At 35.0% G+C, this 25,650-nt stretch carries 18 protein-coding genes; 12 read left to right on the top strand and 6 right to left on the bottom strand.

The window, feature by feature from the left end:
• Positions 1–67: 67 nt before the first annotated feature.
• Together ATHE_RS10495 and ATHE_RS10490 are read left to right on the top strand one after the other, a co-directional pair.
• The gene (locus tag ATHE_RS10495; protein WP_015908441.1) at positions 68–2,665 is read left to right on the top strand and encodes an exo-rhamnogalacturonan lyase family protein; all 2,598 of its coding nucleotides are present in this window, start codon (positions 68–70) and stop codon (positions 2,663–2,665) included.
• Between the two features lie 39 nt (positions 2,666–2,704).
• Positions 2,705–3,103 (top strand): sugar-binding domain-containing protein, encoded by a 399-nt coding sequence (locus ATHE_RS10490; RefSeq protein ID WP_015908440.1) that lies wholly within the window; start codon positions 2,705–2,707, stop codon positions 3,101–3,103.
• 2 nt (positions 3,104–3,105) lie between these two features.
• Here the strand turns inward: ATHE_RS10490 and istB are convergent, their stop codons facing one another.
• Together istB and istA are read right to left on the bottom strand one after the other, a co-directional pair.
• Positions 3,106–3,870, bottom strand: coding sequence for an IS21-like element ISCbe3 family helper ATPase IstB (gene istB / locus ATHE_RS10485; protein WP_015906876.1), 765 nt, complete (start codon positions 3,868–3,870; stop codon positions 3,106–3,108).
• A gap of 20 nt (positions 3,871–3,890) precedes the next feature.
• Positions 3,891–5,093, bottom strand: a complete 1,203-nt coding sequence (gene istA, locus ATHE_RS10480) for an IS21-like element ISCbe3 family transposase (RefSeq protein ID WP_013429593.1) — start codon at positions 5,091–5,093, stop codon at positions 3,891–3,893.
• A 49-nt stretch (positions 5,094–5,142) separates the two neighbouring features.
• Here istA and uidA point away from each other — a divergent pair, with 49 nt between their 5' ends.
• The 8 genes from uidA to ATHE_RS10440 all read left to right on the top strand — a co-directional run bounded on the left by uidA (position 5,143) and on the right by ATHE_RS10440 (position 15,917).
• The gene (gene uidA, locus ATHE_RS10475; RefSeq protein WP_015908439.1) at positions 5,143–6,681 is read left to right on the top strand and encodes a beta-glucuronidase; all 1,539 of its coding nucleotides are present in this window, start codon (positions 5,143–5,145) and stop codon (positions 6,679–6,681) included.
• A gap of 192 nt (positions 6,682–6,873) precedes the next feature.
• Positions 6,874–8,019, top strand: a complete 1,146-nt coding sequence (locus ATHE_RS10470) for a 4Fe-4S binding protein (RefSeq protein WP_015908438.1) — start codon at positions 6,874–6,876, stop codon at positions 8,017–8,019.
• 2 nt (positions 8,020–8,021) lie between these two features.
• Positions 8,022–9,827, top strand: coding sequence for an FAD-binding protein (locus ATHE_RS10465; RefSeq protein ID WP_015908437.1), 1,806 nt, complete (start codon positions 8,022–8,024; stop codon positions 9,825–9,827).
• Positions 9,824–10,912, top strand: a complete 1,089-nt coding sequence (locus ATHE_RS10460) for a zinc-binding dehydrogenase (protein ID WP_015908436.1) — start codon at positions 9,824–9,826, stop codon at positions 10,910–10,912. The genes ATHE_RS10465 and ATHE_RS10460 overlap by 4 nt, the downstream gene beginning before the upstream one ends.
• Before the next feature lie 26 nt (positions 10,913–10,938).
• Entirely contained in the window at positions 10,939–12,150 is a 1,212-nt protein-coding gene (locus ATHE_RS10455) for a Gfo/Idh/MocA family protein (RefSeq protein WP_015908435.1), read from the top strand.
• A 597-nt stretch (positions 12,151–12,747) separates the two neighbouring features.
• Positions 12,748–14,052, top strand: coding sequence for an extracellular solute-binding protein (locus tag ATHE_RS10450; RefSeq protein ID WP_015908434.1), 1,305 nt, complete (start codon positions 12,748–12,750; stop codon positions 14,050–14,052).
• A 92-nt stretch (positions 14,053–14,144) separates the two neighbouring features.
• Positions 14,145–15,071 (top strand): carbohydrate ABC transporter permease, encoded by a 927-nt coding sequence (locus tag ATHE_RS10445; RefSeq protein WP_013429600.1) that lies wholly within the window; start codon positions 14,145–14,147, stop codon positions 15,069–15,071.
• 3 nt (positions 15,072–15,074) lie between these two features.
• Positions 15,075–15,917: a carbohydrate ABC transporter permease gene (locus ATHE_RS10440; RefSeq protein ID WP_015908433.1), complete on the top strand. Its 843-nt coding sequence runs from the start codon at positions 15,075–15,077 to the stop codon at positions 15,915–15,917.
• Positions 15,918–16,016: 99 nt separating this feature from the next.
• Here the strand turns inward: ATHE_RS10440 and ATHE_RS10435 are convergent, their stop codons facing one another.
• From ATHE_RS10435 to ATHE_RS10420, 4 genes are all read right to left on the bottom strand, one after another.
• The gene (locus ATHE_RS10435; protein ID WP_015908432.1) at positions 16,017–17,006 is read right to left on the bottom strand and encodes a Gfo/Idh/MocA family protein; all 990 of its coding nucleotides are present in this window, start codon (positions 17,004–17,006) and stop codon (positions 16,017–16,019) included.
• Between the two features lie 33 nt (positions 17,007–17,039).
• Positions 17,040–17,765 carry an SGNH/GDSL hydrolase family protein gene (locus ATHE_RS10430; protein ID WP_015908431.1) on the bottom strand — a complete coding sequence of 242 codons (726 nt, stop codon included), beginning with the start codon at positions 17,763–17,765 and terminating at the stop codon, positions 17,040–17,042.
• A gap of 34 nt (positions 17,766–17,799) precedes the next feature.
• A complete protein-coding gene (locus ATHE_RS10425) occupies positions 17,800–20,919 on the bottom strand; it encodes a glycosyl hydrolase (RefSeq protein ID WP_015908430.1) in 3,120 nt (1,039 codons plus the stop codon).
• Positions 20,920–21,043: 124 nt separating this feature from the next.
• Positions 21,044–22,141, bottom strand: coding sequence for an IS481-like element ISCbe2 family transposase (locus ATHE_RS10420; protein WP_015908429.1), 1,098 nt, complete (start codon positions 22,139–22,141; stop codon positions 21,044–21,046).
• 251 nt (positions 22,142–22,392) lie between these two features.
• Between ATHE_RS10420 and ATHE_RS10415 the strand changes: the two genes are divergently transcribed.
• Positions 22,393–23,409, top strand: coding sequence for a LacI family DNA-binding transcriptional regulator (locus ATHE_RS10415; protein WP_015908428.1), 1,017 nt, complete (start codon positions 22,393–22,395; stop codon positions 23,407–23,409).
• A gap of 426 nt (positions 23,410–23,835) precedes the next feature.
• On the top strand, positions 23,836–25,650 hold the full coding sequence (locus tag ATHE_RS10410) for an L-fucose isomerase (RefSeq protein WP_015908427.1): 1,815 nt from the start codon (positions 23,836–23,838) through the stop codon (positions 25,648–25,650).

Genomic DNA, 25,650 nt, shown 5'->3' with positions numbered 1-25,650 from the left:
CGAAACATTTCTGATATTTCGCACGAGATTTTTTTTAAAACACTTATTGAATTTGGAGGCTTAAAAAATGCAAGAAATAAAGCTAAAATGGCTTGTCAAACCGCAGGTAGGCAATATTGGTGCAACGTTTTGTATTCCATGGAAAAAAGCTCAGCTCTGGAATACAGAAAATGTTATTGTCAGAAACAAGGATGGAAGTATTATTCCTACTCAAAACTGGGCACTTTCATACTGGGGTGATGGGTCGGTAAAGGTGAGTAGCCACGCTGCTTTCTTTGGCACCAATTTACCTGATGAGCTCTTTGCATGTATTGAAGAAGATACCGTAACAAAATTCGAAACAATGGTTGAAGTTTATGAAGACAAGGAGCATATTAGCGTGACAACAGGCAAGCTTGAGTGCAAAATTAGCAAGACCGGAGATAAAATTATTGAATATTTAAAAGTAGGACAAAAGATTATTTGCTCTAATCTCACGCAAATTCTTATTACAGAAAGAATTTCTAATTTTACAGGATATAAGACTAAAGTTGAAGAAGAATACATTCCTCAAATATTAGGTGCAAAAGTAGAGTCTCACGGACCTTTGAGATGTGTTATAAGGGTGTGGGGAAGACACTTGCGGAATACCAAGATGACATTTGATGGCTCTTTACTCAAACAAGGGTGGTTGCCTTTTGAGTTGAGATTATATTTCTATGCAAATTCAGATAAAATTAAGATTGTTCATACATTTATTTACAACGGAAATCCCCATCAAGATTTTATAAAAGGATTGGGCTTAAAATTTGATCTTCCTTTGCACTCTCCTCTGTACAATAGATTTGTAAGATTTGGAGGGGACAGTGGACTTTTTTGTGAGTCACCAAAAAATTTGATAGATGTGTACAGAAAAGAGAGATACAAAATAATGTTTCAAAATCAGGTCAATGGACAACCAGTAGATTTTGATATTGACGAGGACCACCATTATATTAGGGAGATTAACAATACTCCAGAGTGGGATGAATTTATTCTTTTTCAAGATTCTTCCGAGCACTATGTTATTAAAAAACGTACATCTTGCCAGTGCAGTTTTGTAAAAGCAACAGAAGGCAGAAGATCTATGGGGTTTGCATATATTGGTGATGAGAATGGTGGGCTTGGAGTAGCTTTAAAGGATTTTTGGCAAAAATATCCTTCAGGATTTGAGGCAAAAGATTTAACTTCTTCTGAGGCAAATTTAATAGTTTGGCTTTGGCCACCTTATGCTGAAGTTATGGATTTGAGACACTATGATTTTGGTACATACACATCTTCTTCATATGAAGGGTTTGATGAGTATAGAAGTACTCCCTATGGTATAGCTAATACAAATGAGCTGTGGCTGTACTGTTTTGATTATGCTCCAACAAGTGAGCAGCTTTTGGAATATGCAAAAATGCAAGGATTTTCTCCTCTTCTTGTATGTAGCCCTGAAAGGTATAAAGAGACAGAGATATTTGGAGGATTAAATTTACCGGATAATAGCAACTCCAAGAAAGAAAAGATTGAAAGAATACTGACAGCTATTGTTGATTTTTATCTAAAGGAAGTTGAGAGAAGAAAGTGGTACGGTTTTTGGGACTATGGTGATTTTATGCATAGCTATGATATGGTAAGACATATGTGGAAATATGATATTGGTGGATATGCTTGGCAGAACACAGAGCTTGTGCCAAACATTTGGCTTTGGCTTATGTTTTTAAGAACAGGACGTTTTGATATATTTAAAATGGCTGAGGCAATGACAAGACATACATCAGAAGTAGATGTGTATCATCTTGGGGAATACAAGGGACTGGGTTCAAGGCACAATGTTGTTCATTGGGGATGTGGTTGCAAAGAAGTGAGAATTAGCATGGCATACCTTCACAGGTATTACTATTATCTTACTGCCGATGAAAGAATAGGGCAGCTTATGGATGATGTAAAAGATATTGACAAACAAATTATGCACATGGACCCTATGCGTGCGTATTTTACGAATGATCCTGAAAATAGAGTACACATAAGGGTTGGACCGGATGTTATGACCTTTTGCGCCAATTGGTTTGTAAGATGGGAAAGGCACAAGGAAGAAATTTACAAACAAAAGATAATAAAGATACTGGACTTTTTGAAGAAAAATCCAGCAGCATTTATTTCGGGTGGGGTATTTGACTATGATCCTGAAAAAACCCAGTTAAAACCTGTTGAATACACTGGTGGTTCAAATTTTGTATTTTGTTTTGGAAATACACTTGTTTGGCTTGAGATAGCCAAGAATTTTGAAGATAAAGAATTTGAAGAATTGTGTGCTCAGCAGGGCCTTTTTTATACTGAATTTAAAGAAAACAAAAATGAGATTTTAAAAAGCTGGGGTGTTCCAAGCTTTGGATTTAAGTTGAACATGCTCAATATTGGGATGGCTGCCTTTGCTGCAATGAAGAAAAATATTCCTGAATTGAAAAAAGAAATATGGCAGATGTTTTTAGACCATAACAAAAATCCATGGCTAAAATTTATTTGTGATGGAGGTATAAATTTACAATTGGCAACTGTACCTGCGCCTGTTGCTGAGATTCCTTTTATTTCAACGAATATAGCTTCTCAATGGTCATTAAACGCATTGCTTGCGCTAGAATTTATTGGAGATGAGCTATGATAGAAGTAAAAAATACATAATAAGGAGGTTTTGTAAGCTATGCTTTATCCACGTGAGACAAGAACAAGAGAGATAAAAGACTTAAGCGGTATATGGAGGTTTAAAGTTGACAGGGACAATAAAGGCTATGAACAGAGGTGGTTTGAAAAACCCCTTGAAGATGCTATTTTGATGCCTGTGCCGTCAAGCTACAATGACATAACCCAGGATGAGAGCATAAGAGATCACATAGGTGATGTGTGGTATGAAAGGACATTTTACATACCTGAAGGTTGGAAGGACAAAAGAATAGTTTTGAGAGTTGGAAGTGCTACTCATCACGCAAGAGTATTTTTAAATGGTAAGGAAATAGCCCAGAACAAAGGTGGGTTTTTGCCTTTTGTAAATGTCAATATCAAAATGAACAAAAAATCGAAAATAAAAATGTACAAAAAATAAACTTAACTTTGCTGGTTTGTATTGCTAAAATATGCTGTTTTTGACTGTAATCTGTATGAAGGACCTTTTATGAAAATCACGTAAGAATGATGCAGTAGCCTATCTAAAATTGCATTTGCTATTGTCGCTCCACCAAATATCTCTCCCCATTCTGAGAATACAACATTAGTTGTTATTATTGTACTGCTCTTCTCATATCTGCTCGATATCAGCTGGAAAAATAAATTTGCTCCATCATTGTCTATTGGCAAATAACCTATCTCATCTATTATTAAAACTTTGTATTTCGAAAAATGCTTAAGTCTGTACTCTAATCTGTTCTCCAATAATGCTTTCTTTAGCTGGGCTATTAACTCTTGAAAATGTATAAAATATGTTGAATACCTTCGTTTTGCACACTCTATACCTATTGCTGTGGCTAGATGCGTTTTCCCTACCCCTGGTGTTCCGACAAATAGTATATTTTCATTACCCTCTAAAAATCTCAAACTCATTAAGTCCATTATCTGTTGCTTGTTTATACTTGGCTGAAATGAAAAATCAAAATCTTCTATACCTTTTATAAATGGGAAATTTGCCACCCTCACACATCCTAATATCGCCCTTTCTTCTTTGGCTTTTATCTCTAAATTACTAAGTTCATATAATGCATCTGTCATACTTTTTTCTCCGCTTGCCACTAAATCTAAGTATTTGTCAAGGTTATTCTTTATGTTGTGAAGACCTAACTCTTCTAAGTTGTTAAGTAGTTTCACATAGTTGCTCATTTTTAGATTTTCTCCTTTCTTTAGGTTTTCAACAGATTATCAAATTTCTTTAGGTTTTCCTCACATATCTTGTTAAGCTCTTCTCTTTGACCAACTCTCATTAGCATTAGCTGCTTGTAATCTTCATCGTGATAATTGATATTTTTTTCATCAATAACATGTATCCTTAACAGGTTTGTGTTATAATAAATATAAATTTTGTTTTCCACCTCCTTTACTTGGACTGTCTTTCCTATGTATTCGGGTGGAACAGAGTATTTACTTCCCTTGTAGTAAATCAGAGAGTCCTTTTGGACTTTAACTGACTTGTAGGAATTTAGGTAACTGTCTATTAACCTTTTGTCTGGCAAGGGTTGTAAATACTCTTTTTCTTTTTGAAACAGAAGAGCAGGTGGAACTTGAGTTGTTTGATTTGGCTGCATATTGACCTTTGCGTTTATCTCTTTTATTATCCTTACTAAGTCCTCTTCTGTTTCAAATTCACCCTGATATGGCAGTATCCAATCTATAAACTTGTTTGCTGCTTCAACTTTTCCTTTTGTGTACGAATGTCTTGGTTTGCACAGTTTTACTTCAAACCCAAAGTCTTTTGCAAAACTTTTAAATCTTGAATTTACTTTAATTTTCTCACCTGTTATATCAACAACTGCTGCTGTATTGTCAAATAAAATCTCTCTCGGTACTCCGCCTATATCTTTGAATATTCTTATTAGAGTTTCTATTAATTCTTCTTGAGTTTTTGTCCTGTTTATCTCAAAGCAGCAATACCTTGAATAACCTAATTTAAAATCAAGAACATTAATGATAAACTCCTCTCCATTTCTTGAGACAAGCTTTATATTCTCTTTCCAATCAACTTGCGCTTGCTCACCTGGATCTGTCTCAAATCTTGGGTGACCTTTTATTTTCTTCTCTGGCTTTAATCCTTTTTTCTTAACATACTTATTGAAGTTTGAATATGTTCCTATTGTCTCATCTTTTGATTTTAAATACTCATAAACACCCTTGACTGTAACTCCTTTGATAGCAAGCTTTGATTTTATCTCATCATAGTATTTGTCCAATTTACTTGGTTTATTTCTATTCTTAGGTTTTCCTTCATAACCCTCATAATATTTTTTAACTGTTCTTCTATCCATCCCATATATTCTTGCAAGTTCTGAAAAGTTAGGTTTCATTTTCATCGCCCTTATCATGTTTAAATGTGCTGTTAAGTTCTGCATTTGATATCCCTCCTCACTATGAGAAAGGATATCATATCAATGTACAATTTTGTACATCATTATATTCCACTTTCAGTACATTTTTATTTTATCATTAACACCTTTTGAAGTTGAGATTAATAAATTTGCCCAAATTGGCTGTGAGAATAGACTTACAATTGTTGTAAACAACATCTTGGACTGGAGTTGTCTTCCACCAGGGTTTATAAGGGAATACAATGACCCAATGCATCCAGAAGGGTATAAAACTCAGGAATATCTTTTTGACTTTTTCAACTATTCAGGTATTCACAGACCAGTTTTGCTCTACACCACTTCCAAAACATATATTGAGGATATTAAGATTGAAACCCAGATTGAGGGTCAAAAGGGTATAGTTTGCTTTAAGGTGGCTGTAAGTGGCGAAAAAAAGGATGAATGTCAGATAGCAGTAGCTTTGTATGACAAAGATGGAAAGCAAATAGCAAAGGTCGAAGGGCCAGAGGGTATGATAGAGGTTGGAGATGCGATATTTTGGGAGCCTTCAAATCCATATCTTTACAAACTAAATGTAACTTTAATACACGATGAAAAGGTGGTAGATGAATATTATCTTCCTGTGGGAATAAGGACAGTTGAGGTAAAAGGCAAAAGACTTTTCCTAAATGGTAAGCCAGTGTATCTTAAAGGTTTGGCAAAGCATGAAGACAGTGATATAAGGGGCAAGGGATACGACCCTGTGATAGCTGTGAAAGATTTCAACCTCCTAAAATGGATAGGAGCAAACTCATTCAGAACATCACATTATCCTTACGCAGAAGAGATTTTAAACTTGGCAGACGAGTATGGTTTTTTGGTAATTGACGAGGCACCAGCTGTTGGCATGAATTTCTTTAACAAAAACGAAAAAGTGTTTACCGCGGAGAGAGTAAACCAAAAGACATTAGAACATCACTTAGAAGTTATAAGACAACTTATTGCAAGGGATAAAAACCATCCAAGTGTGATTATGTGGAGTGTGGCAAATGAGGCTGCAACATATGAAGATGGGGCATATGAATATTTCAAAAGAGTAATAGATGAGGTGAGAAAGCTTGACCCGACAAGACCGGTGACGCTGGTTGAATCCTCTTTTCCAGATGAGACCAAAGTGGGAAGTCTTGTTGATGTTATATGTGTAAACAGGTACTATTCATGGTATTCTGATCCTGGCAGACTGGATTTGATAGAGTTCCAGCTTGAAAAGGAGCTGAAAAGGTGGTTTGAGCTTTATCAAAAACCAGTGATAATAACAGAGTATGGGGCAGATACAATTGCAGGATTTCATTCAAGTCCTCCAATGATGTTTTCTGAGGAATATCAGTGTGAGATGCTTGAAAGATATCATAGGGTGTTTGACAGGCTGGATTTTGTGATAGGCGAACACATATGGAACTTTGCAGACTTTGCAACAAAACAAGAGGTTCGAAGGATTATGGGCAACAGGAAAGGAATCTTTACAAGGCAAAGACAGCCAAAAGCCGCAGCTTTCTTGCTCAAAAAAAGATGGCAAAATTCAGAGCACAAAAGGCTGGAGGAAAATGTTTCAGAAGATAAAACACGTAATTAACAATAATTCATTGCGCTTAAAATTTTATTAAATCCACAACAAACAAAATAAAAACAAAAGAACAAATTGACTTTATCAAGAATAGGTGATATAATCATCTTAAACACAAATAAATTTATGTCCAAAATAAGAAGGAGTGGCTTCCCCACTCCTTACTTTATTAAAATCAAGTAGAGGAGGTTTTTAATAAAAATGCCAAACCTATCAACGACGTATGCAAAGCTGAATTTAAGAACACCTGTAATTGTTGCATCTGCTGGCATTACTGGAACTGTGGAGAGGCTTCAAAGATGCGAAGAAAACGGTGCTGGGGCAGTTGTGACAAAAAGTCTTTTTCAAAAGGAAATATGCAGAATTGCACCCACTCCACGGTTTAAAATAGTCAAGCATGAAAACACGTTTACGCTTTACTCATATGAACAGGCAAGCGAATTTAACCCTCAAGAGTATGCTGAATTTATATTCAAAGCAAAACAAAAGCTAAGCATTCCAGTTATTGCGAGTATAAACTGCTACACAGATGATGCATGGCTTGAGTATAGCAAGCTTATGGAGCAGGCAGGGGCTGATGCGATAGAGCTAAACCTTTCATGTCCTCACGGTGTGCATATAATGTCTGGTATGGATGTAATTGAAGAGATGGTCAACACAACAAAACTTGTCAAAAGCAATGTTAAGATACCAGTGATACCCAAAATGACTCCTCAATCTACAAATCCGGGATCTGATGCCTTAAGACTCGACAGTGCAGGAGCAGACGGGCTTGTAATGTTCAATAGATTTACAGGGCTTGACATTGATATTGAGAAAGAAGCACCCATTTTGCACGGCGGTTATGCAGGGCATGGTGGTCCGTGGGCAATTATGTATGGTTTGAGGTGGATAAGCGCTGTATCGCCAAAAGTGAAATGTAGTATCAGTGCAAGCGGCGGTGCCATGAATGGAGAAGATGTTGTCAAATACATATTGGCAGGTGCGTCGGCTGTTCAAGTTTGCACAACTGTTATTTTGAATGGCTATGGGGTTATAAAAAAGATAAACAAGTATTTAGAAGAGTACATGGAGAGAAAAGGTTACAACACAATTGATGATTTTAAAGGAAAGGTGTGCAGTAGAATTCTTGACATGGACTCTGTTGACAGAACGCACTGGGCTGTTGCAAGGATTGACAAAGAAAAATGCACATCTTGTGGCAAGTGCTTCACAGTTTGCATATATGATGCAATTGAAAAGGATGATGGAAAGTTTAAAGTAAATCAAAACTGCGATGGCTGCGGACTTTGTGCAGAACTGTGCCCAGCCAAGGCAATCTTAATGGTAAGAAGAGGTGAAGTTTAAAAGTGATATACAAAGCAGATGTGCTGGTAGTAGGTAGTGGCGGAGCAGGTTTGAGAGCTGCAATTGCAGCGTGTGAAAGAGCATATGAGAGCCGAAAAAGAATAAAAGTTTTGCTGGCAAGTAAAGGAAAAATAGGAAGTTGTGGTACTACAGCTCTTGCATACTCTGATAGAATGGCATTCCATGTCACACTTCCCACAACAGAGCCTAAAGGTGAAGATAACTGGAAATATCATGCAAAAGATATCTATGAGATTGGCGGACTTGTTTCTGATTATGACTTGGCTGAGATTTTAGCAAAAAACTCAGCCGATGCTTATTTTTACTTAGATAGTCTCGGTGTTCCGTTTGTAAAAGAAAATGGCGTACCTGCTCAATTTGTGACAGACGGTTCTATATATGCGCGTGCATGTTTTACAGGACCTGATACTGCTGTTCAAATAGAAAAGGCTTTGATTCGAAAGCTTGGTGAGATGAAGGATATTGAAGTTTTAGAAGATGTGATGATAAGTGATTTGATTGTTGTGAATAACAAAGTTTGCGGAGCAATTGCTTTTAAAGGGAATCAAAATATCATAATACTTGCAAAAGCCATTGTTTTAGCAACAGGTGGGGCAGGAAGTATTTATAAAAGCAATGTGTTTCCACCACGCATGACAGGTGATGGGTATGCAATGGCACTTCGTGCAGGGGCTTTGCTTGTGAATATGGAGTTTATTCAAATAGGTCTTTCATCCCCCAAAACAAAACTTGCGTGTTCAGGAAGTATAATGAGATGTGTCCCCAGGTTTGTAAATGAAAAAGGAGAAGAATTTTTATTAAATTATCCTATCGCGTACAATGATGTATTTGAAAAAGGTGCAACGTGGCCAATAAGCTACGAGCACAAGACATGTTTGATAGACATTGCAGTGTTCAGAGAGATTGCCCGTGGGGGTAAAGTGTTTTTAGACTTTACTCAAAATCCAAAAGGTTTTGAATTTAAACACCTAAGAGAAGACTTAAAACAAAGATATTACTCAGAAGTTAAAAATCTTACAAATAAAAGATCTACTCCATACGAAAGACTTTGTGAAATAAATCCTCAGACAGTTGAGTGGTTTTTGAAAAGAGGAATTGACCTTAGAAACCAAATGTTAGAAATTGCGCCATCAATTCAGCATTTCCAGGGTGGTGTAAAAATTAGAGAAAATGCAAATACAGCAATTAGTGGCTTGTATGCCTGTGGCGAGTGTGCAGGCGGACAGCATGGAGCAAACAGACCAGGCGGAAATGCACTTTTGGATACTCAGGTTTTTGGTAAGATAGCAGGGGAAAGTAGCTTTGAATTTGCCTCAAACACTTCGATTGATGAAGAATCTGCAATTTCTGAAGCAAACCGCCTGTTTGAAAGCTATAAAATCTATATAGCTGAAGATGGCATTGATTTGGAGAATGCTATATCAGAACTAAATAGGGTTATGGATTTGTACGCAAGTGTTGTGAGACATCAGGATGGACTTCAAAAAGCACTTATGAAAATTGAGGAGTTGAAAACAAGAAAAATCAAGCCTGTTGAGTATGAATATCTTTTAGAGCTAAAAAACATGCTTTTGTGTGCAGAGGCAGTGGTAAAAAGTTGCATTTTAAGAGATGAAAGCAGAGGACCGCACTTGATGTTCGAAAATTACAGCGATTTGTGGCCAAAGCCAAGAGATGAAAGATACAACATATATCACGTATGCAAGCTAAACAAAGAGACAAATCAAGTTGAAGTCTTTCCTATGGAACCAGTAAAACCCGAAACCTTAGGGGGCAAAGTAAAATGAAAGCTTATGCAATGGTATTAGAAGAATTTAACAAGCCGTTAAAAGCAAAAGAGTTTGAACTAATCAAGCCTTCTGATGGTGAACTTCTTGTTAAAATTGAAGCGGCGGGTGTTTGTGGATCTGATGTGCATATGTTCAGAGGTAATGACCCGCGTACAAAACTTCCCATGATTTTAGGGCATGAAGGTGTTGGACGTGTGTATGCTATTTCAGGTCAGTGGCGTGATATAAATGGCGAGAAAATTCAAGAGGGAGATTTGATAATTTGGGACAGGGGTGTTGTGTGTGGTAGGTGCTACTTTTGTGCTGTCAAAAAAGAAAGCTATCTGTGTCCGCACAGATGGACATATGGGATAAGCGTTAGCTGCGCAGAGCCTCCGCATTTGAGAGGCTGCTATTCGGAGTACATTTATCTTCACAAAGATACGAAAGTGATAAAAATAAAAGAGAATGTTGATCCAGAAATTTTAGTATCTGCCTCATGTTCTGGTGCAACGTGTGCTCATGCTTTTGACATTGTTTCACCTGATTTTGGTGACAGTGTCCTAATTCAAGGGCCAGGTCCTATAGGGCTTTATGCAATCATTTTTGCAAAACTTAGAGGAGCACGAAATATAATTGTGATTGGTGGCACAAAAGAAAGACTTAAAATGTGTGAAGAATTTGGGGCAACGCATGTGCTTGATAGAAATTCAACTACAGCTTGCCAAAGACAGGAAATAATAATGGATATCACAAATGGGCGTGGAGTCGATTTGGCAATTGAAGCTGTGGGACATCCATCAGCAGTAAGTGAGGGAATAAAACTTGTTCGAAATGGTGGAAGCTACTTATCACTTGGTTTTGGTGACCCAAACGGCAGCGTTACACTCGATTGTTACTATGATATTGTGAGAAAAAATTTAAGATATCAAGGGGTATGGGTCAGCGATACAAAACATTTATATATGGCAGTGAATGTTGTGCTCCAGAACAGGGAACTTTTCAAAAAGATGATTACAAATGTTTATAAGTTGACTGATGCGACAAAAGCTCTTGAGGATATGGAAAACAAAAATACAATAAAATCTGTTCTAAAGCCTTGATTATAAATCAAAAGGGGTGGACAGTCTTGAATATTGCAAAGATTGGTCTTATTGGAATTAGTGGTTTTGGGAGTATACACTTGCGGTCAATAGAACAGCTTCAAGGGAAGATGGTTGACTTGAGAGCAATTGTTGCAACAAGCTACGAAAAAAATAAAGAAGTGATTGATAGATTGGCTTCTCGAGGTGTTGAGTATTATCAGGATTATAGATTAATGCTTGAAAATCATAAAGACTTAGATTTTGTTGCCATCTCAACGCCCATTCATTTACATGCTCCAATGGCAATTGATGCAATGGAAAGAGGTTTTAATGTCCTGCTTGAAAAGCCGCCTGCTGTGACAATTCAGGATATTGACGCTATAATTGAGACGAAGAGAAAAACAAAAAGGGTTTGTAGCGTGAACTTTCAAAACACCTCTGGTAAAGCATTTAGAAAACTTCTTGAGTATATAAGAGAAGGCAGGCTTGGCAGGATAAAATCAATTATTGGTGTTGGACGTTGGAAAAGGGATGAAAGCTATTATCAAAGAAATGCGTGGGCTGGGAAGCTAATTGTTGATGGTAACTATGTCTTGGATGGAACAATAAACAATCCTCTTGCACATCTTTTGAACAATGAATTGATTATTGCTGAGACCTCAGAAGAAAATGGAGGTGTACCTCAGAAAGTTACTGCAGAACTTTATCACGGTCATAAAATTGAAGGTGAAGACACAGCGTGTGTGAGAATCATCACAAAAACAGGAATCGAGGTCTATTTTTATTCAACGTTATGTAACAGGGAAGAAGAGTCACCCTATATCATAATAGAAGCTGAAAAAGCAAGAGCTTATTGGACATTTGCAAATAAGTTTAAGATAGAATATTTTGATGGCAATACAGAAGAGTTTGATGGTGGACGCGAAGATTTGTTTGTGAATATGTACATTAATATGGTGGAGCATCTGTTTGAAGGCAAACAACTTTACTGTCCTCTGGAAGTGACTCGCAATTTTGTTTTGGCATCCAACGGGGCTTTCGAATCGTCAGGGTGTATTTATGATATTCCAGACGAATATTTAGAGATTAGCAATGAAAATGGTAAGATATATACCTATATCAAAAATATAAAAGAAATCATAGATGAGGCAGCTGAGAATAGAAAACTATTTTCTGAAATAGGAGTACCGTGGGCGAAACAAACAGAAGAGTTTGATTTAATTGATTACTGTTGTTTTAGTATGTTTAAAAGGTAAAATCTTATATTTTTAAACTGAATAGGCTTAATTTATTTTAAAAAGTACAGAGCTATCTTGAGTTTTATTTTGATAGCTCTTTTATTTTTTAGTGTAATAAAATATTGACAAAATAAAATAGCAGATATAAAATAAACATAGAAATAAAGTCAAATAATCATGCATAAACAAAAAACTATACTTAGAATACTTTATTTGCTCAAAACATACACAGGCAATAATTGTTTTGGATGACTCTATATATTTGTGTAAAAAGGATTGAGCTAAGCCTCTACTTTTTCAATATACTTTTGATTTTTAAAAATATTTTGTGATTTCCTTAAGATTAGTTATCTAATAAACAATTTTGTTTTTATTTTGGTCAATTTTATAATTAAATATGCAATAATTCTTGACAATTTCAAAATAATTAGATATATTAAATACAGAAGTAAATTTAAATCCATAAAACAGCAAATAAAACAGATTCAATTTAAACAAATATAAAATAAAAGCAGAAAGTAAGGAATATTATCTTTTATCCTTGCAACAAGTGAAGGAGGGTATAAATGCTCAATAGAGCATTTAATTTTAAAAAAAAAGGAAGGAGGAAATTTTATGAAAAGAATATTGTGCATTGGAACTATTATAATATTTTTATTTTCAATCCTTATATTTCCTTTTACTAAACCTTCTGAAAAGGCTTTTGGTTCTTCTCAGTCAATCAAACTCAGAGTTGCGTGGTGGGGAAGCCAAACGCGTCATGACAGAACTCAAAAGGTGCTTGAACTATACCGAGCAAAGGTTAATCGAAAAGTAAGTTTTGTAACAGAATTTGGAAGCTGGTCGGGATATTGGGATAAACTTACAACTCAAGCAGCTGCAAAGAATTTGCCTGACATTATTCAAATGGACTATATGTATTTAGCTCAATATGTTCAAAAAGGATTGTTGGCAGATTTAACACCTTACACAAAAAATGGAATATTGAATCTGAAAGATGTAAGTGAAGCAAGTATAAAAAGTGGATCAGTTGGTGGAAGGATTTATGCCATAAGTTTAGGGACTAACGCTTTAGCAATAATTTATGACCCTGCTGTGGCTCAAAAAGCAGGTGTTAAGATACCTGAAGATGGCAACTGGACCTGGAATGACTACAAAGAGATTATCAAAAAAGTTTTTCAAAAAACCAAAATCAGAGCAGACTTGGCATTAACAGCTGACCCAAAATTCTTACTTGAATACTATGTAAGGCAGCAAGGCAAAAGCTTATATAAACACGATGGAACGGGTTTGGGATTTACTCAAGAAAAATTTGTTATTGATGTATTTAATATCAATTTAGAGTTATTGAAAGGCGGATATACAGCAAAACCTGATGAAGTTTCAGCAACCTCCACAATTGAAGACAGCTTATTTGTGAAAGGCAAGACATGGATAGGATGGACATGGAGCAACATGTTTGTTGCAACAGCAAATGCTGCAAAACGCCCACTGGCATTAGCTCTTCCACCCAAGGGGGGTATAAGACCAGGGTTGTATTTAAAACCTTCTCAGTTCTTCTCTATTGCTGCAACCTCCAAATATAAAACTGAAGCAGCTAAAGTTATAAACTTCTTTACAAATAGCATAGAGGCGAATAATATTTTGCTTGCTGAAAGAGGTGTGCCTATTTCAGCAAAAGTAAGAGAAGGTATCAAGAATGCAGTCGAACCTGCAGTGAGACAGACATTTGATTATATAGCCCTCGCTGAAAAGAATTGTTCACCTATTGATCCACCAGATCCACCAGGCGGAACTGAAGTAGGGCAGACGTTTAAAGATCTTTACGACCAAGTCTTGTATGGTCAGATAAAACCTGAAACAGCGGCAAAGATGTTTATGCAAAAAGCAAATCAAATACTTGCCAAAAACAAGAAATAAACTTTGAGTATAGTACTTTTCTTTGGCAAGACAAGCCAGCTGAAAAATATTATCAGCTGGCTTGTTTAACTTGAATTAAAGGAGGAAAAAACATGTCGAATATTAATCGAAAAAAGTCTTTCAGAGAACTTTTGATGAGTTCAGAAAATGTTGCTGGTTATGTTTTTATATCTCCCTGGCTTATTGGCTTTTTTGTGTTCACTTTGATTCCTATTGCAGCAACCTTTTATTTGTCTTTTACTCAATATGATTTATTATCATCTCCTAAATTTGTAGGATTACAAAATTATGTACAAATGTTTAAAGAAGATCCGTTATTTTGGAAATCAATGTCAGTAACTTTTTTCTATGTGTTTGTAACTGTGCCATTAAAGCTGGCTTTTGCATTGCTTCTTGCCCTTTGGCTTTCTTACAAAAGCAGACTAACACCATTTTACAGGGCTGTATACTATGTTCCTTCTATGATGGGTGGCAGTGTGGCTGTGGCAGTGCTTTGGCAAAGACTTTTTACAAGTGATGGTGTTATAAATTCAATATTGAAACTATTTGGAATTCAAAGTGAGACTTCATGGATAGGAAATCCAAGAACTGCTATATGGACGTTGATATTACTTGCGGTTTGGCAATTTGGTTCGCCGATGTTGATATTTTTAGCAGGTTTAAAGCAAATACCAGAAAGCTATTATGAAGCAGCTATTATTGATGGAGCAAATAGCTGGCAAAAGTTTGTTAAAATAACCTTGCCGATGCTCACACCAATAATATTTTTCAACTTGATTATGCAGATGATAGGAAGCTTTATGACTTTTACTCAAGGATTCATTATTACAAATGGCGGCCCTGTGAACAGCACACTCTTTTACGCTATTTACCTCTACAGAAGAGCATTCCAATTTTATGACATGGGCTACAGCTGTGCTATGTCGTGGGTAATGCTTATTATCATTGGAATACTCACAGCTTTTATATTCAAATCATCTACATTTTGGGTATATTATGAGTCCAAGGAAGGTGAATAAAAAGTGAGAAGAACAAAGACAATGAAAGCATTATTGTTTCATCTGCTAACAATTCTATTTGGTTACATAATGCTGTATCCACTTCTTTGGATGTTTTTCAGTTCCTTCAAAGAAAATAGTGAAATTTTTCTAAATGCGCACGAATTGCTACCCAAAAAGTGGCTTTTCAAAAATTATATTGATGGATGGAGAGGTTTTGCGGGATACCCATTTTCAGTTTTTTTTAAAAATTCATTTATTGTTACTATTATTGGTACTGTTGGTGCTGTCATTTCCTCAGCTATTGTAGCTTATGGTTTTGCAAGATGTAAGTTCAAAGGCAAAGGATTTTGGTTTGGTTGTATGATTATAACTATGCTTTTACCATATCAGGTTGTTATGATTCCGCAATACATCATGTTTCAAAAGATGGGATGGGTAAATACGTTCAAGCCTTTACTTGTTCCAGCTTTTTTGGGTCAGCCATTTTTTATCTTTTTAATGATTCAATTTATAAGAGGAATTCCAAACGAATTAGATGAAGCGGCTAAAATTGATGGTTGTAGTAAATATTCAATTTTTACAAGAATTATTTTGCCATTAATTTCTCCGGCTTTAATTACATCAGCAATCTTTTCATTTTTGTGGCGTTGGGATGACTTTTTAGGGCCTCTTTTGTACCTCAGCAAACCTGAGTTGTATACAGTATCTTTAGGGTTGAGAATGTTCTCTGACCCGACAGCAGTTTCTAACTGGGGAGCTGCCTTTGCTATGGCAACATTATCGCTCGTTCCCTCATTTATAATATTTATATTCTTCCAACGCTATCTAGTGGAAGGAATTGTTACTACAGGTTTAAAGGGTTAAATATATAAGAGCATAATATTAAAGGGTTGCATTCCCTTATTGGTAGGGAACAACCCTTGTAATTTTTATAAATATAGGAAATAATTAAAACATTATAGTTTAAAATTCAATTACCTTATCCTCATCAGCAGACTGCCTTGCTAAAAGCGAAGCAAAGGTTACATAAAAGCTATCCTCGCTACTAACTAAGCACTTATCTGTACCTCTTACCTCATTTAAGAAATCTAAAAACACAATAGGTGGTTTTTCTAAAGAGACTTCTGAGATCTCTTTAGTGGTATCATTTAGCAAGAAAACTTTTCCATTTAAAACTTCAAAAATTCCTCTTGTTCCCACAATTCTAATTCTATCATCATCATGAGTAGGGGCAGTAGCAGGACGCAGATAGTCAATGTTCACCGTTGCAAAAATCTCATCTTCCATTACAAAACTACAAAAAGCAGTAGATTCAAGCTCACCATGATCATTATTATAAAGTTTTGAATGTCCTGCAAAGACCGATTTAAATTTCTTGCCACTTAGCCAATAAATCCAATCAATAGCATGAATGCCAACCCAGGGAATTGTTCCGCCATATGTTCTTCTATGTTTATAAAAGTCAGGTCGAGTTCCAAGTTTATAAGATTTTTGGGCATGTATCAGTCTTATTCTACCTATCTTGTTTTCATTTATAAGTTTATAAGCAGTCCAAAAATGGGGTGTATAGCGCAATCCCAGCATTGATGAGAGTTTTACTTTTGTTTGCCTCCACACACTCTTTAGTTCTTCAAGTTTTTCTATTGATAGTGCAACAGGCTTTTCCATATATACGTGGATTCCTCTTTTCATAGCCTCAATTGCAAGCTCAGAATTTTTATAAAAAAATGTATTAATCACAGCAATGTCAGGTTTGAGATCTTCAAACATCCTTATAGGATTGCTATAAACCACAGGTGTGAATCCCATTTCATTTACTTGAGAATGTAACCTTTCAATATTCTCTCCTTCACATCCAGGAGAGATTCCCACAATTTGGGCATGAGGGTCTTCTTTTATTCCTCTTAAAGCATATACATAGTGTCCACTACTGCCTACTATGCAAATTTTCATTTAAAATCTCCCACCTTTTATTTAAATTTTTTTTTAAAACATAATTGTCTCAAATAATGACCATGCAAAGAGCTTATGCATCGGGCGATTGGGGTGATTTATAAAATTTGAAAGAAGATTTGTTGTGTCAACGCCACTGTGATAAAGCTTTTTCCATTTTTCATAACAATCACAAACTACAACCTTTTCCTTTTTGCAAAGCTCCTTAGCTGAATCCATGTAAAGATCTAACGTTCCATTGATTTGACTTTCCATATTTAATTTTGCCATCTCAATCAAAGGCAAGCTCTTTATAGCTGGTGAAATATAAGTATTTTTCATATTGGGAGTTAAAAAAATTACTTCAATATCGTGTTTTTTAAGTTCTATAAATATCCCTGCTAAACCATCTAAATATTCATTCAAATACTCTTTTCCTTTGTTACTATCATTTAATCCATAACAAACTACCACAAGGTCTGGGTTAAATCTTAAAACATCTCTTTCAAGTCTTTGTAAGCCGCCCTGTGCTGTATCACCACTTATGCCTGCATTGACAATATTAATTTGAGCAAATGGAAACATCATTGATAAGATTTTTTTAAATTGATTATGATAGACAGCTTCAAAATCGCACACAACTTCTAATGTTCTTTTTGTTCCTTCAATGACCTCAAAACAACCGTGGGTTATACTGTCACCCAAAAAGGCAATTGTAGGTATTGGACCGGAGTGATAATTTTCATTTTTTTGTCTAATTTTTTCTACAATTCGCATCATCTAAATCCACCCCTAATTTTTATATTGATGAGTTTTATATTGTCTTAATTTTATGTGTTATTGGTTCAATAACTTCACCTTCGAACAGCTGCAGGCTCGAAGTTGATACTTCAAGTGTGAGCTTTACCTTCTTTGAAGAAAGTAAATCAGAATCTACCTTCCATCTATAAGGCTGCCAGCACCTTGTACCTATAAATTCATCATTTATATAAAGACTTACACACTGATTTATGTTATCTTCAATAAAGAATTCCACAAAACCATTTTCAAAAGATGGCATTTGAACTTCTTTTTCGTACTTTATAAAACCAGCATAAAAAGGAATGCCATTTTCAAGGTCTTTACCAAAGCAGCCTTGAGTTGGAAGTTTGTCTATATGCCAGCTATCATCAACTTTGAATACACCTGCCGTGCTGAAGATATAAATGGGTGTAAGAAGTCCATCAAAAGACCTGCTAATCTTTACACATACACAAAGCTGATTTTCCCCCAGTTTAATTAAGTTGCTAATATCATATGCCAAATTAGTATGAGAATAAAATCTTTTAAGTACAAAATCTCTTGGTAAAATAGTATGATTGTTCAAAAGCACAACCCATTCACCTTTTATACCTTCATCTTCAATTACAAGCCAGAATTTTTGGCTTGCTGCATCTATAAAAAATGAAGTAGTGTATATTGCCTCAAAGCTTGGCAATGTTATTTCTTTTGGACATCCAAAGAAACTTTTTGTTTTTAGTGGTATTGGAATTTTTGCCTCTTCTATCTGATCAATTATTGGTTTTGGTGTAACTGGAATTTTTGAAGATATTGAATACTGTTCATTTTCGTTGTTGAAAATCAACTTTAAATTCCATCTGCCGAGCCTTAAAGGATTTAAACTCTCAATTGAAAATTCCCAAACAGTTGCAAGAGGGATTTTGTACTCAAAAACTCTCTTTTCAACATCATTTTTATGGTCGTTTTTCTTAACAAAACTTTTTTCTAATTTAATTAAATACGATTGAAAAGGTTCAAAATTCATGGAAAAAGTTATTTGCTTTTTATCTAAAGAATTTTCGAAATTTATTTCCTTATCAAGTTCTTGCGATGTCAATGGAACCGAATAAATTTTGTTTATTTCATCAGGCCTGTACCGCAAGTATACTTTGCAGATCTTCTTTTCATTAGTTGGGTTAATCATAAATAAAAAGTCGTGTTCTGCGTCCTCAAAGTAAGCACAGAGAATACCACGGTCATTAGAAGATTCATATGATATACTTACAGGCTTTTTACAAATCTTGTCAATTTTTGCTACTAAATCTTCTATATTACCAATGAAGATACAACTGTTAAGAAAAACTGTATTGTTCAATTTAGAACCTGTTTTATATGCTTTTGCGATGTCCATAGAATTTACTCCAAGAAAATTGCTAATATCTTTGGCAACATCAAAATCTTCGATGGTTTGGAATGGCAAACAGCCAATAAATACAACTTTACATCCTTTCAATATTAGATCTTTTATCTTCATGTAAGCCTCTTTTTCTAAATTGGTCACAGGTGGAATGATCAATAATTCAAATTTTTCATTGTCATAATAAATCTTCTGATTCCTGCATTCCAAACTTCCTACTAATGACTGGTCAATCACATAATAGTCTACATTTTCTTCTAAAAGAATTTGCTGAATTCTACAGAAATCCATCGAAATCTTCTCTTTTACTTCTTTGTCGTTAAAACAGGTCCACTGGCTTGTAATTGGATCTACTATAAGTACATCAACTTTTCTTTTACAATTTTTAAGCATTTTAGTTACATTTTCTACATACTCAGACAATATTTTTTGATGTTTCCACCAAGGCATTTGGAAAAAGGCTGAAGGTGGGGCATCGTGTTTTTTGAGTCCATCTGCACTATAATAAAAGGCATGGGGGACAAACATATCTATTCCCTGCAATATTAGCCAGTCAAATATCCATTTCATATCTTGCATTGTCATGCTCCAGCCAATACTGTGAAAGCATTCACACAAAACCCTTTCCTTTTTATAAAAGTGAGCGGCAGATGATGCTATCTTTGGATTTGCTCTGTAGTTTTCAGATACAACCTGTGGAATGTCACCAGCCTTTTGGTGCCCTGCATCTATTCCGGGAATGTCCATAAAAGCTAATTGTGAGCTTCTCAAAATTGGCTTTTCGCCCACATACAAAAGATTGTTCTGATGACACCATTCAAGAATTTGTTTGTCGTAGCTCTCAATAAATGTGTCCACAACAAGTTTCCAAAACTGATACCTAATTTTTGAACCGGCTGTATCAAATATGTCTGTGCAAATAATTTGAGGTAATTTTTCAATAAGATTTTCCCCATATGTTTGCTCAAAAAGCTTAGGAAGCAATTTTGACCAAGGAAGTTTGCCAGCAACTGGAGCTGTTTCATCTGTAAAAATTCCTTTAATTGTTTTTCCAAACTCATGACCCAAGTATTTTTTATATTTTTCATGAGTGGTTTGAATAAACAGTCTTACAGCATCTTTATTTAGAGGATCAATAAATGTCCCGAAATATTTAAAATTTTTTAATGGATACTGATAAAACAAAAATATCTTCCACTTTCCTTTTGGTACTTTCCATTTAAGTGCTTTTGCCCCATCTCCAACAAAGTATCTTTTCCTATTGTAAAACGTAAGCCCACTTTCTTGGTAAATGTGTTCTTTGTAGATTACACCAATATAATCAATCAAATCTATGTATTCATTCCATACTATAATATTGTTCCTTATTCTATAAGCTCTTGCTAATAACACTTCACACATGGGAATTTCAATGCAAATTTCTTCATTATCTTTTGCCTCAAACACTTTATAATCTAATATAAAAGCTTGATATTCAGGATGCTGAACAACTACTTCACCAGCTGAAATTCCACTTGGATAAGGATATTCATCATAAAGCCACACTTCCATGTTATATTTTTTTGCACATTCAATTGCAACAGAAACCTTTTCAAACCACTCGTGAGAAAGATAGGGTATTTCGAGACCTTGCCGTGGATGAATGAAGAATCCACCAATTCCTTTTTCATGCATCTGAGCTATTTGATCTGCTATTTCATCATTTTCCATTTTCCCATTCCAAAACCAGAATGGTTTTATTTTAAAGTTGATGTTCATTTTTTTCACTCCAAATTGTTTTAGTTGTATTTACTTTAAAGTTATTTATTTTAATTATACACAACAAAATAAAAAGAATCAATAAAAACAAATCAAAACCTATGGGTATTTCAAACAATGCTTTCTAAAGGCACGTGGTGAAGACATATTTACCACCTAATTTATTACAGAATAGAGAATAAAAAGTTCCTACTTTCTTTAATAAGTCTTCAAGAAGTAAAGTAGGGAACTGAAACACATGGGAGGAGACCAGAGTTTTAGAATCTATGAATTTTTCAAATGGTGTCCTCCCATTCATACCTTTACCATTATGAGGTCTAAAAAAGTTCCACGTATCCTGCCACCTTTGAGCTCGTTGAATAAAGTCATCTTTGTTTTTACATCTTTCGGCATGAATCATTAAAAAATATTCGTCATCTGCTCTATGTGAATTTTCAATTACCCCCATAAGATGTTTTGCTCTTGGTGGAATAGGATTTAGTTCTACACCCAAAATAGAAAACATCTCATTCCACTCCTTTAGCTTTCTTTCACTTCCTCCGCAAAATTCTTCTCCATTGTCCAATCGGATTTTTATTGGGTTTCTTACATTATGCGTTCTTAGCCATAAAGCCACCAAGGATATAAACATAAAGCCAAAAGCAGATGAAAGTTCATAGGAGTAGGCTGTAAATCTTGCTCTTGTTGCAATGTCTATCATGTTCCACTCATAGCAAGGTAAATTGTGTTTTTTCATATGTTCATATACCTCTTCAGGAAGACTGTCTTTATCTAAAAGATGTTTTGTATCAAGTTGAAATTCAGAAAATGGAATGAGGGCTTCATAATCGTACAAACTTCTTTCACCCTTTTTTGTCTTTCTTGATTTTTTTGGTATAGCATTTCTTTTGAGAATAGACTTTATTGTATTTTCGCTTATTTTAATACCATATTTTCTGAGCAGGTAAAGAGACAAACGTCTGTATCTGAAGCCAGTTCTTTTAGATTCCTCGATAATGAGATTTTCAAGTTCAGTAGAAAGTTTTCTGGGGCAAGTTTTAGGTTTTCTTGATTTATCCTCAAGGGGACCATATATTGCTCTTCTGACAGTATGTCTTGATACACCTAATATTTTAGCAGTTCTTGATACGTTTTTGTTATTATTTTCAAACACTTTTCGGATTAATTCCCTTGCTTTTTCGGGAGATATTTTTCTCATTTCATGATATGATATAATATTCATAGTAGGCTGTCCTCCCATCCTGGTAGTTTTTTGATTTTTCTTTTGAATGGGAGATTACACTTTTTAATTATATCAAACAGGATGGAGGCAGCCTCAATTCTTTTTATGAGTTTCTCCTCACTATTTTCGCACATTCTTTCGCTGTGGTAAATATCTCTACACCTATTCGAGACAATGCTTTCTAAAATTCTTGATTTAAGAGAGTTTAGGATGATAAAATAAACTAATAAAAGGTTATTATACAAAAGAGGGTGATAAAAATTCCAGCCACCATTAAAGACATTGCTCGCTACACAGGCTTGTCAATTGCAACAATTTCAAAATACTTAAATGGAGGAAATGTGCTTGAAAAAAATAGAATATTGATTGAAGAAGCCATAAAAGCTTTGGATTTTGAAGTGAATGAGATTGCAAGAGGCTTGAGGACAAATAAGACTATGACCATTGGTGTGCTTATACCTGTATTTGAGCAATTCTTTAGCACTATTATTTCAAGTTTAGAGACAATCTTGCTTGAAACAGGCTATAGTGTTGTTGTGTGCGACTATAAAGATGATGAGAAATTAGAAAAGGAAAGATTTGATTTTCTTTATAAAAAAAGAGTAGATGCTCTTGTAGTTGTTCCTACTTCTTTGAAAGGTTCTGATATAAGAAAAATTGTAAAAAGAGATATTCCAATAATAGCAATTGATAGACCAATTCCAGATTATGAGTGTGACACAATTGTTGTAAACAATTTTGAAATTTCATACAAAGCGGTGGAAAAACTTATCACTATGGGACATAGAAAAATTGGCATAATATGCGGTCCACAAAATATTTATACAGCAAAGGAAAGACTGAGGGGTTACATTGAAGCACACAAGAATTATAACGTGGAAATAGATGAGGAGTATATAAAATTCAGTGATTATCATAGTATGGAATCAGGATTTAAAAGGATGATGGAGCTTTTAGAGAAAGAGGACCCTCCTACTGCAGTATTCATTACAAATTACGATATGACTGTAGGGAGTATAATTGCTCTGAATGAAAAGGATGTCAAAATTCCTGATGAACTTTCTGTTATTGGATTTGATAGCATTGAAATAGCAAGAATGGTAAAACCACCTTTGTCTTTAGTACTACAACCAACAGAGGAAATTGGAAAGGCTGCGTCTGAACTTATTTTAAAGAGACTAAAAGGTGATAAAAGCGATTTCCCTCTCTTTAAAAAGTTGAATGCACAACTTTTAATAAAAAAGTCTATTAGAGAGATTAAATGTTGATTTTATTGGGTTTGAGATGATTTGAAGTGTTTTGACTTATTTTTTATTAAAATCTATTTCTGATTGACAAGAAATGAGCCAAAGAATATAATAAAATAAAAGTCAAACTTTTAATTTTATCGTATAATGTAAAACGTTTAGCATATAGTGAGAGAATTTTGGTGATAAATTACCTTTCCACTTTTATAGTAAATAGAAAAATATGATACACGATTGTGACTAACTGACAATTATATAAAAGTTTATAGCAAAAAATTAGGCAAATAATTTGACAAGTTTTTAAAAAAAGAGTGTATACTAAAAACAGAATAAATGATATTATAATTATTTTTGCAAAACAAAAGCTAAACGTTTCACAATCTTTCATTCCATTTCACCAATGTAGTTTTGCATCTCAAAAATTGAAAGAAAGGAGAAATAGCAAAAATGTTAAATGAAAGATTGAATGTTTTTATAGGTGAAAAAAGATTTGTTGAAGATTACCCCAAGGTGGGTATAAGACCAACTATAGATGGGAGATATGGTGGTGTTAGAGAATCTCTTGAAGAGCAGACAAAGAGATTAGCAAAAGCTGTTGCTGAGTTTATTGAAAACAATGTGTATCTTCCAAATGGCGAAAAAGTAAAGTGTGTATTACCTCAAATGTGTATTGGTGCTGTTGTAGAGGCAAGAATGGCAGATGAACTTTTCAAAAAAGAAGGAGTAGGAGTTTCCATAACAGTGACACCTTGCTGGTGTTATGGAACAGAGACTATGGATATGACATTGGATATTCCAAAAGCTGTATGGGGATTTAATGGTACAGAAAGACCAGGTGCTGTATATCTTGCTGCAGTGTCTGCTGCTCACAATCAAAAGGGAATTCCTGTTTTTAAAATCTATGGCAAAGATGTTCAAGACAGAGACGACTTTTCAATTCCTCAAGATGTTCAAGAAAAGATTTTAAAGTTTGTAAAAAGTGCTTTGGCAGTTTCTATAATGAAAAATAAGTCTTATCTTTCAATTGGAAGTGTATCGATGGGAATTGCAGGTTCGATTGTTGATCCTGACTTTTTTGAGGACTATCTTGGGATGAGAGTTGAGTATGTTGACATGTCAGAGATAATAAGGCGAATAGAAGAAAAGATATACGACCAAGAAGAATTTGAAAGGGCAATACAGTGGGTGAGGAATAATTGTAAGGAAGGAGAAGATCCTAATCCACCAGAGAAAAGAGTTGACAGAAAAAAGAAGGATGAGGTATGGGAATTTGTAGTCAAGATGGCTATAATAACAAGAGATTTAATGATTAGTAACAAAAAGCTTGAAGCATTAGGTTATCCCGAAGAAGCACTTGGACATAATGCAATTTTAGCAGGATTTCAAGGACAGCGGCATTGGACAGATCATTTCCCAAACGGTGACTTTATGGAAACAATTCTTAACTCCTCATTTGACTGGAATGGACTTAGACAGCCTTACATACTTGCAACTGAAAATGACAGCTTAAACGGTGTATGTATGTTATTTGGGCATTTACTTACAAATACAGCTCAGATTTTTGCAGATGTTAGAACATATTGGAGTCCGGATGCTATTTACAGAGTAACCGGATGGAAACCAGAAGGACTTGCTCAAAATGGGGTTATTCATCTTATAAATTCTGGTTCTGCAGCATTGGATGGAACAGGTCAGCAAGAGATTGACGGCAAGCCTGCTATAAAGCCTTTCTGGGAAATTACCGAGCAAGAAGTTAAAAAATGCTTAGATGCAACAAGATTTTGTTATGCCAATTTGGGATATTTTAGAGGCGGTGGATTTTCGACTAAGTTTGTAACAAGAGGCGGCATGCCTGTTACAATCTCAAGATTAAATATTGTTAAAGGTTTAGGGCCAGTCCTTCAAATTGCAGAAGGCTGGACAGTAGAACTTTCTGCAAATGTTCATGAAATACTTGACAGAAGAACAGACCCAACATGGCCCACTACATGGTTTGTACCAAAACTAACTGGCAAGGGAGCATTTAAGAGTGTATATTCTGTGATGGAAAACTGGGGAGCAAATCACTGTGCAATAACATATGGGCATGTAGGAGATTTATTTATTACACTTGCGTCGATGCTAAGGATTCCAGTTTGTATGCACAATGTTGAAGAAGAGAGGATCTTCAGGCCAAGCGCTTGGAGTGCGTTTGGAACAGAAGACTTAGAAGGTGCTGATTTTAGAGCATGTAAAAATTTTGGCCCACTTTATAAAAAATAA

The organism is Caldicellulosiruptor bescii DSM 6725, assembly GCF_000022325.1.
GTDB classification, from domain to species: domain Bacteria; phylum Bacillota; class Thermoanaerobacteria; order Caldicellulosiruptorales; family Caldicellulosiruptoraceae; genus Caldicellulosiruptor; species Caldicellulosiruptor bescii.
The sequence above is the reverse complement of the archived record's forward strand: the minus strand, read 5'-3'. Positions and strand labels throughout refer to the sequence as shown.

Excerpts from the sequence above, each read along its gene's own strand:
- ATHE_RS10470 (WP_015908438.1), top strand. The coding sequence starts at position 6,874 with ATGCCAAACCTATCAACGACGTATGCAAAGCTGAATTTAAGAACACCT.
- istB (WP_015906876.1), bottom strand. The coding sequence starts at position 3,870 with ATGAGCAACTATGTGAAACTACTTAACAACTTAGAAGAGTTAGGTCTT.
- ATHE_RS10445 (WP_013429600.1), top strand. The coding sequence starts at position 14,145 with ATGTCGAATATTAATCGAAAAAAGTCTTTCAGAGAACTTTTGATGAGT.
- ATHE_RS10435 (WP_015908432.1), bottom strand. The coding sequence starts at position 17,006 with ATGAAAATTTGCATAGTAGGCAGTAGTGGACACTATGTATATGCTTTA.
- ATHE_RS10420 (WP_015908429.1), bottom strand. The coding sequence starts at position 22,141 with ATGAATATTATATCATATCATGAAATGAGAAAAATATCTCCCGAAAAA.
- ATHE_RS10410 (WP_015908427.1), top strand. The coding sequence starts at position 23,836 with ATGTTAAATGAAAGATTGAATGTTTTTATAGGTGAAAAAAGATTTGTT.
- ATHE_RS10425 (WP_015908430.1), bottom strand. The coding sequence starts at position 20,919 with ATGAACATCAACTTTAAAATAAAACCATTCTGGTTTTGGAATGGGAAA.
- istA (WP_013429593.1), bottom strand. The coding sequence starts at position 5,093 with ATGCAGAACTTAACAGCACATTTAAACATGATAAGGGCGATGAAAATG.
- ATHE_RS10460 (WP_015908436.1), top strand. The coding sequence starts at position 9,824 with ATGAAAGCTTATGCAATGGTATTAGAAGAATTTAACAAGCCGTTAAAA.
- ATHE_RS10495 (WP_015908441.1), top strand. The coding sequence starts at position 68 with ATGCAAGAAATAAAGCTAAAATGGCTTGTCAAACCGCAGGTAGGCAAT.
- ATHE_RS10450 (WP_015908434.1), top strand. The coding sequence starts at position 12,748 with ATGAAAAGAATATTGTGCATTGGAACTATTATAATATTTTTATTTTCA.
- ATHE_RS10430 (WP_015908431.1), bottom strand. The coding sequence starts at position 17,765 with ATGATGCGAATTGTAGAAAAAATTAGACAAAAAAATGAAAATTATCAC.
- ATHE_RS10490 (WP_015908440.1), top strand. The coding sequence starts at position 2,705 with ATGCTTTATCCACGTGAGACAAGAACAAGAGAGATAAAAGACTTAAGC.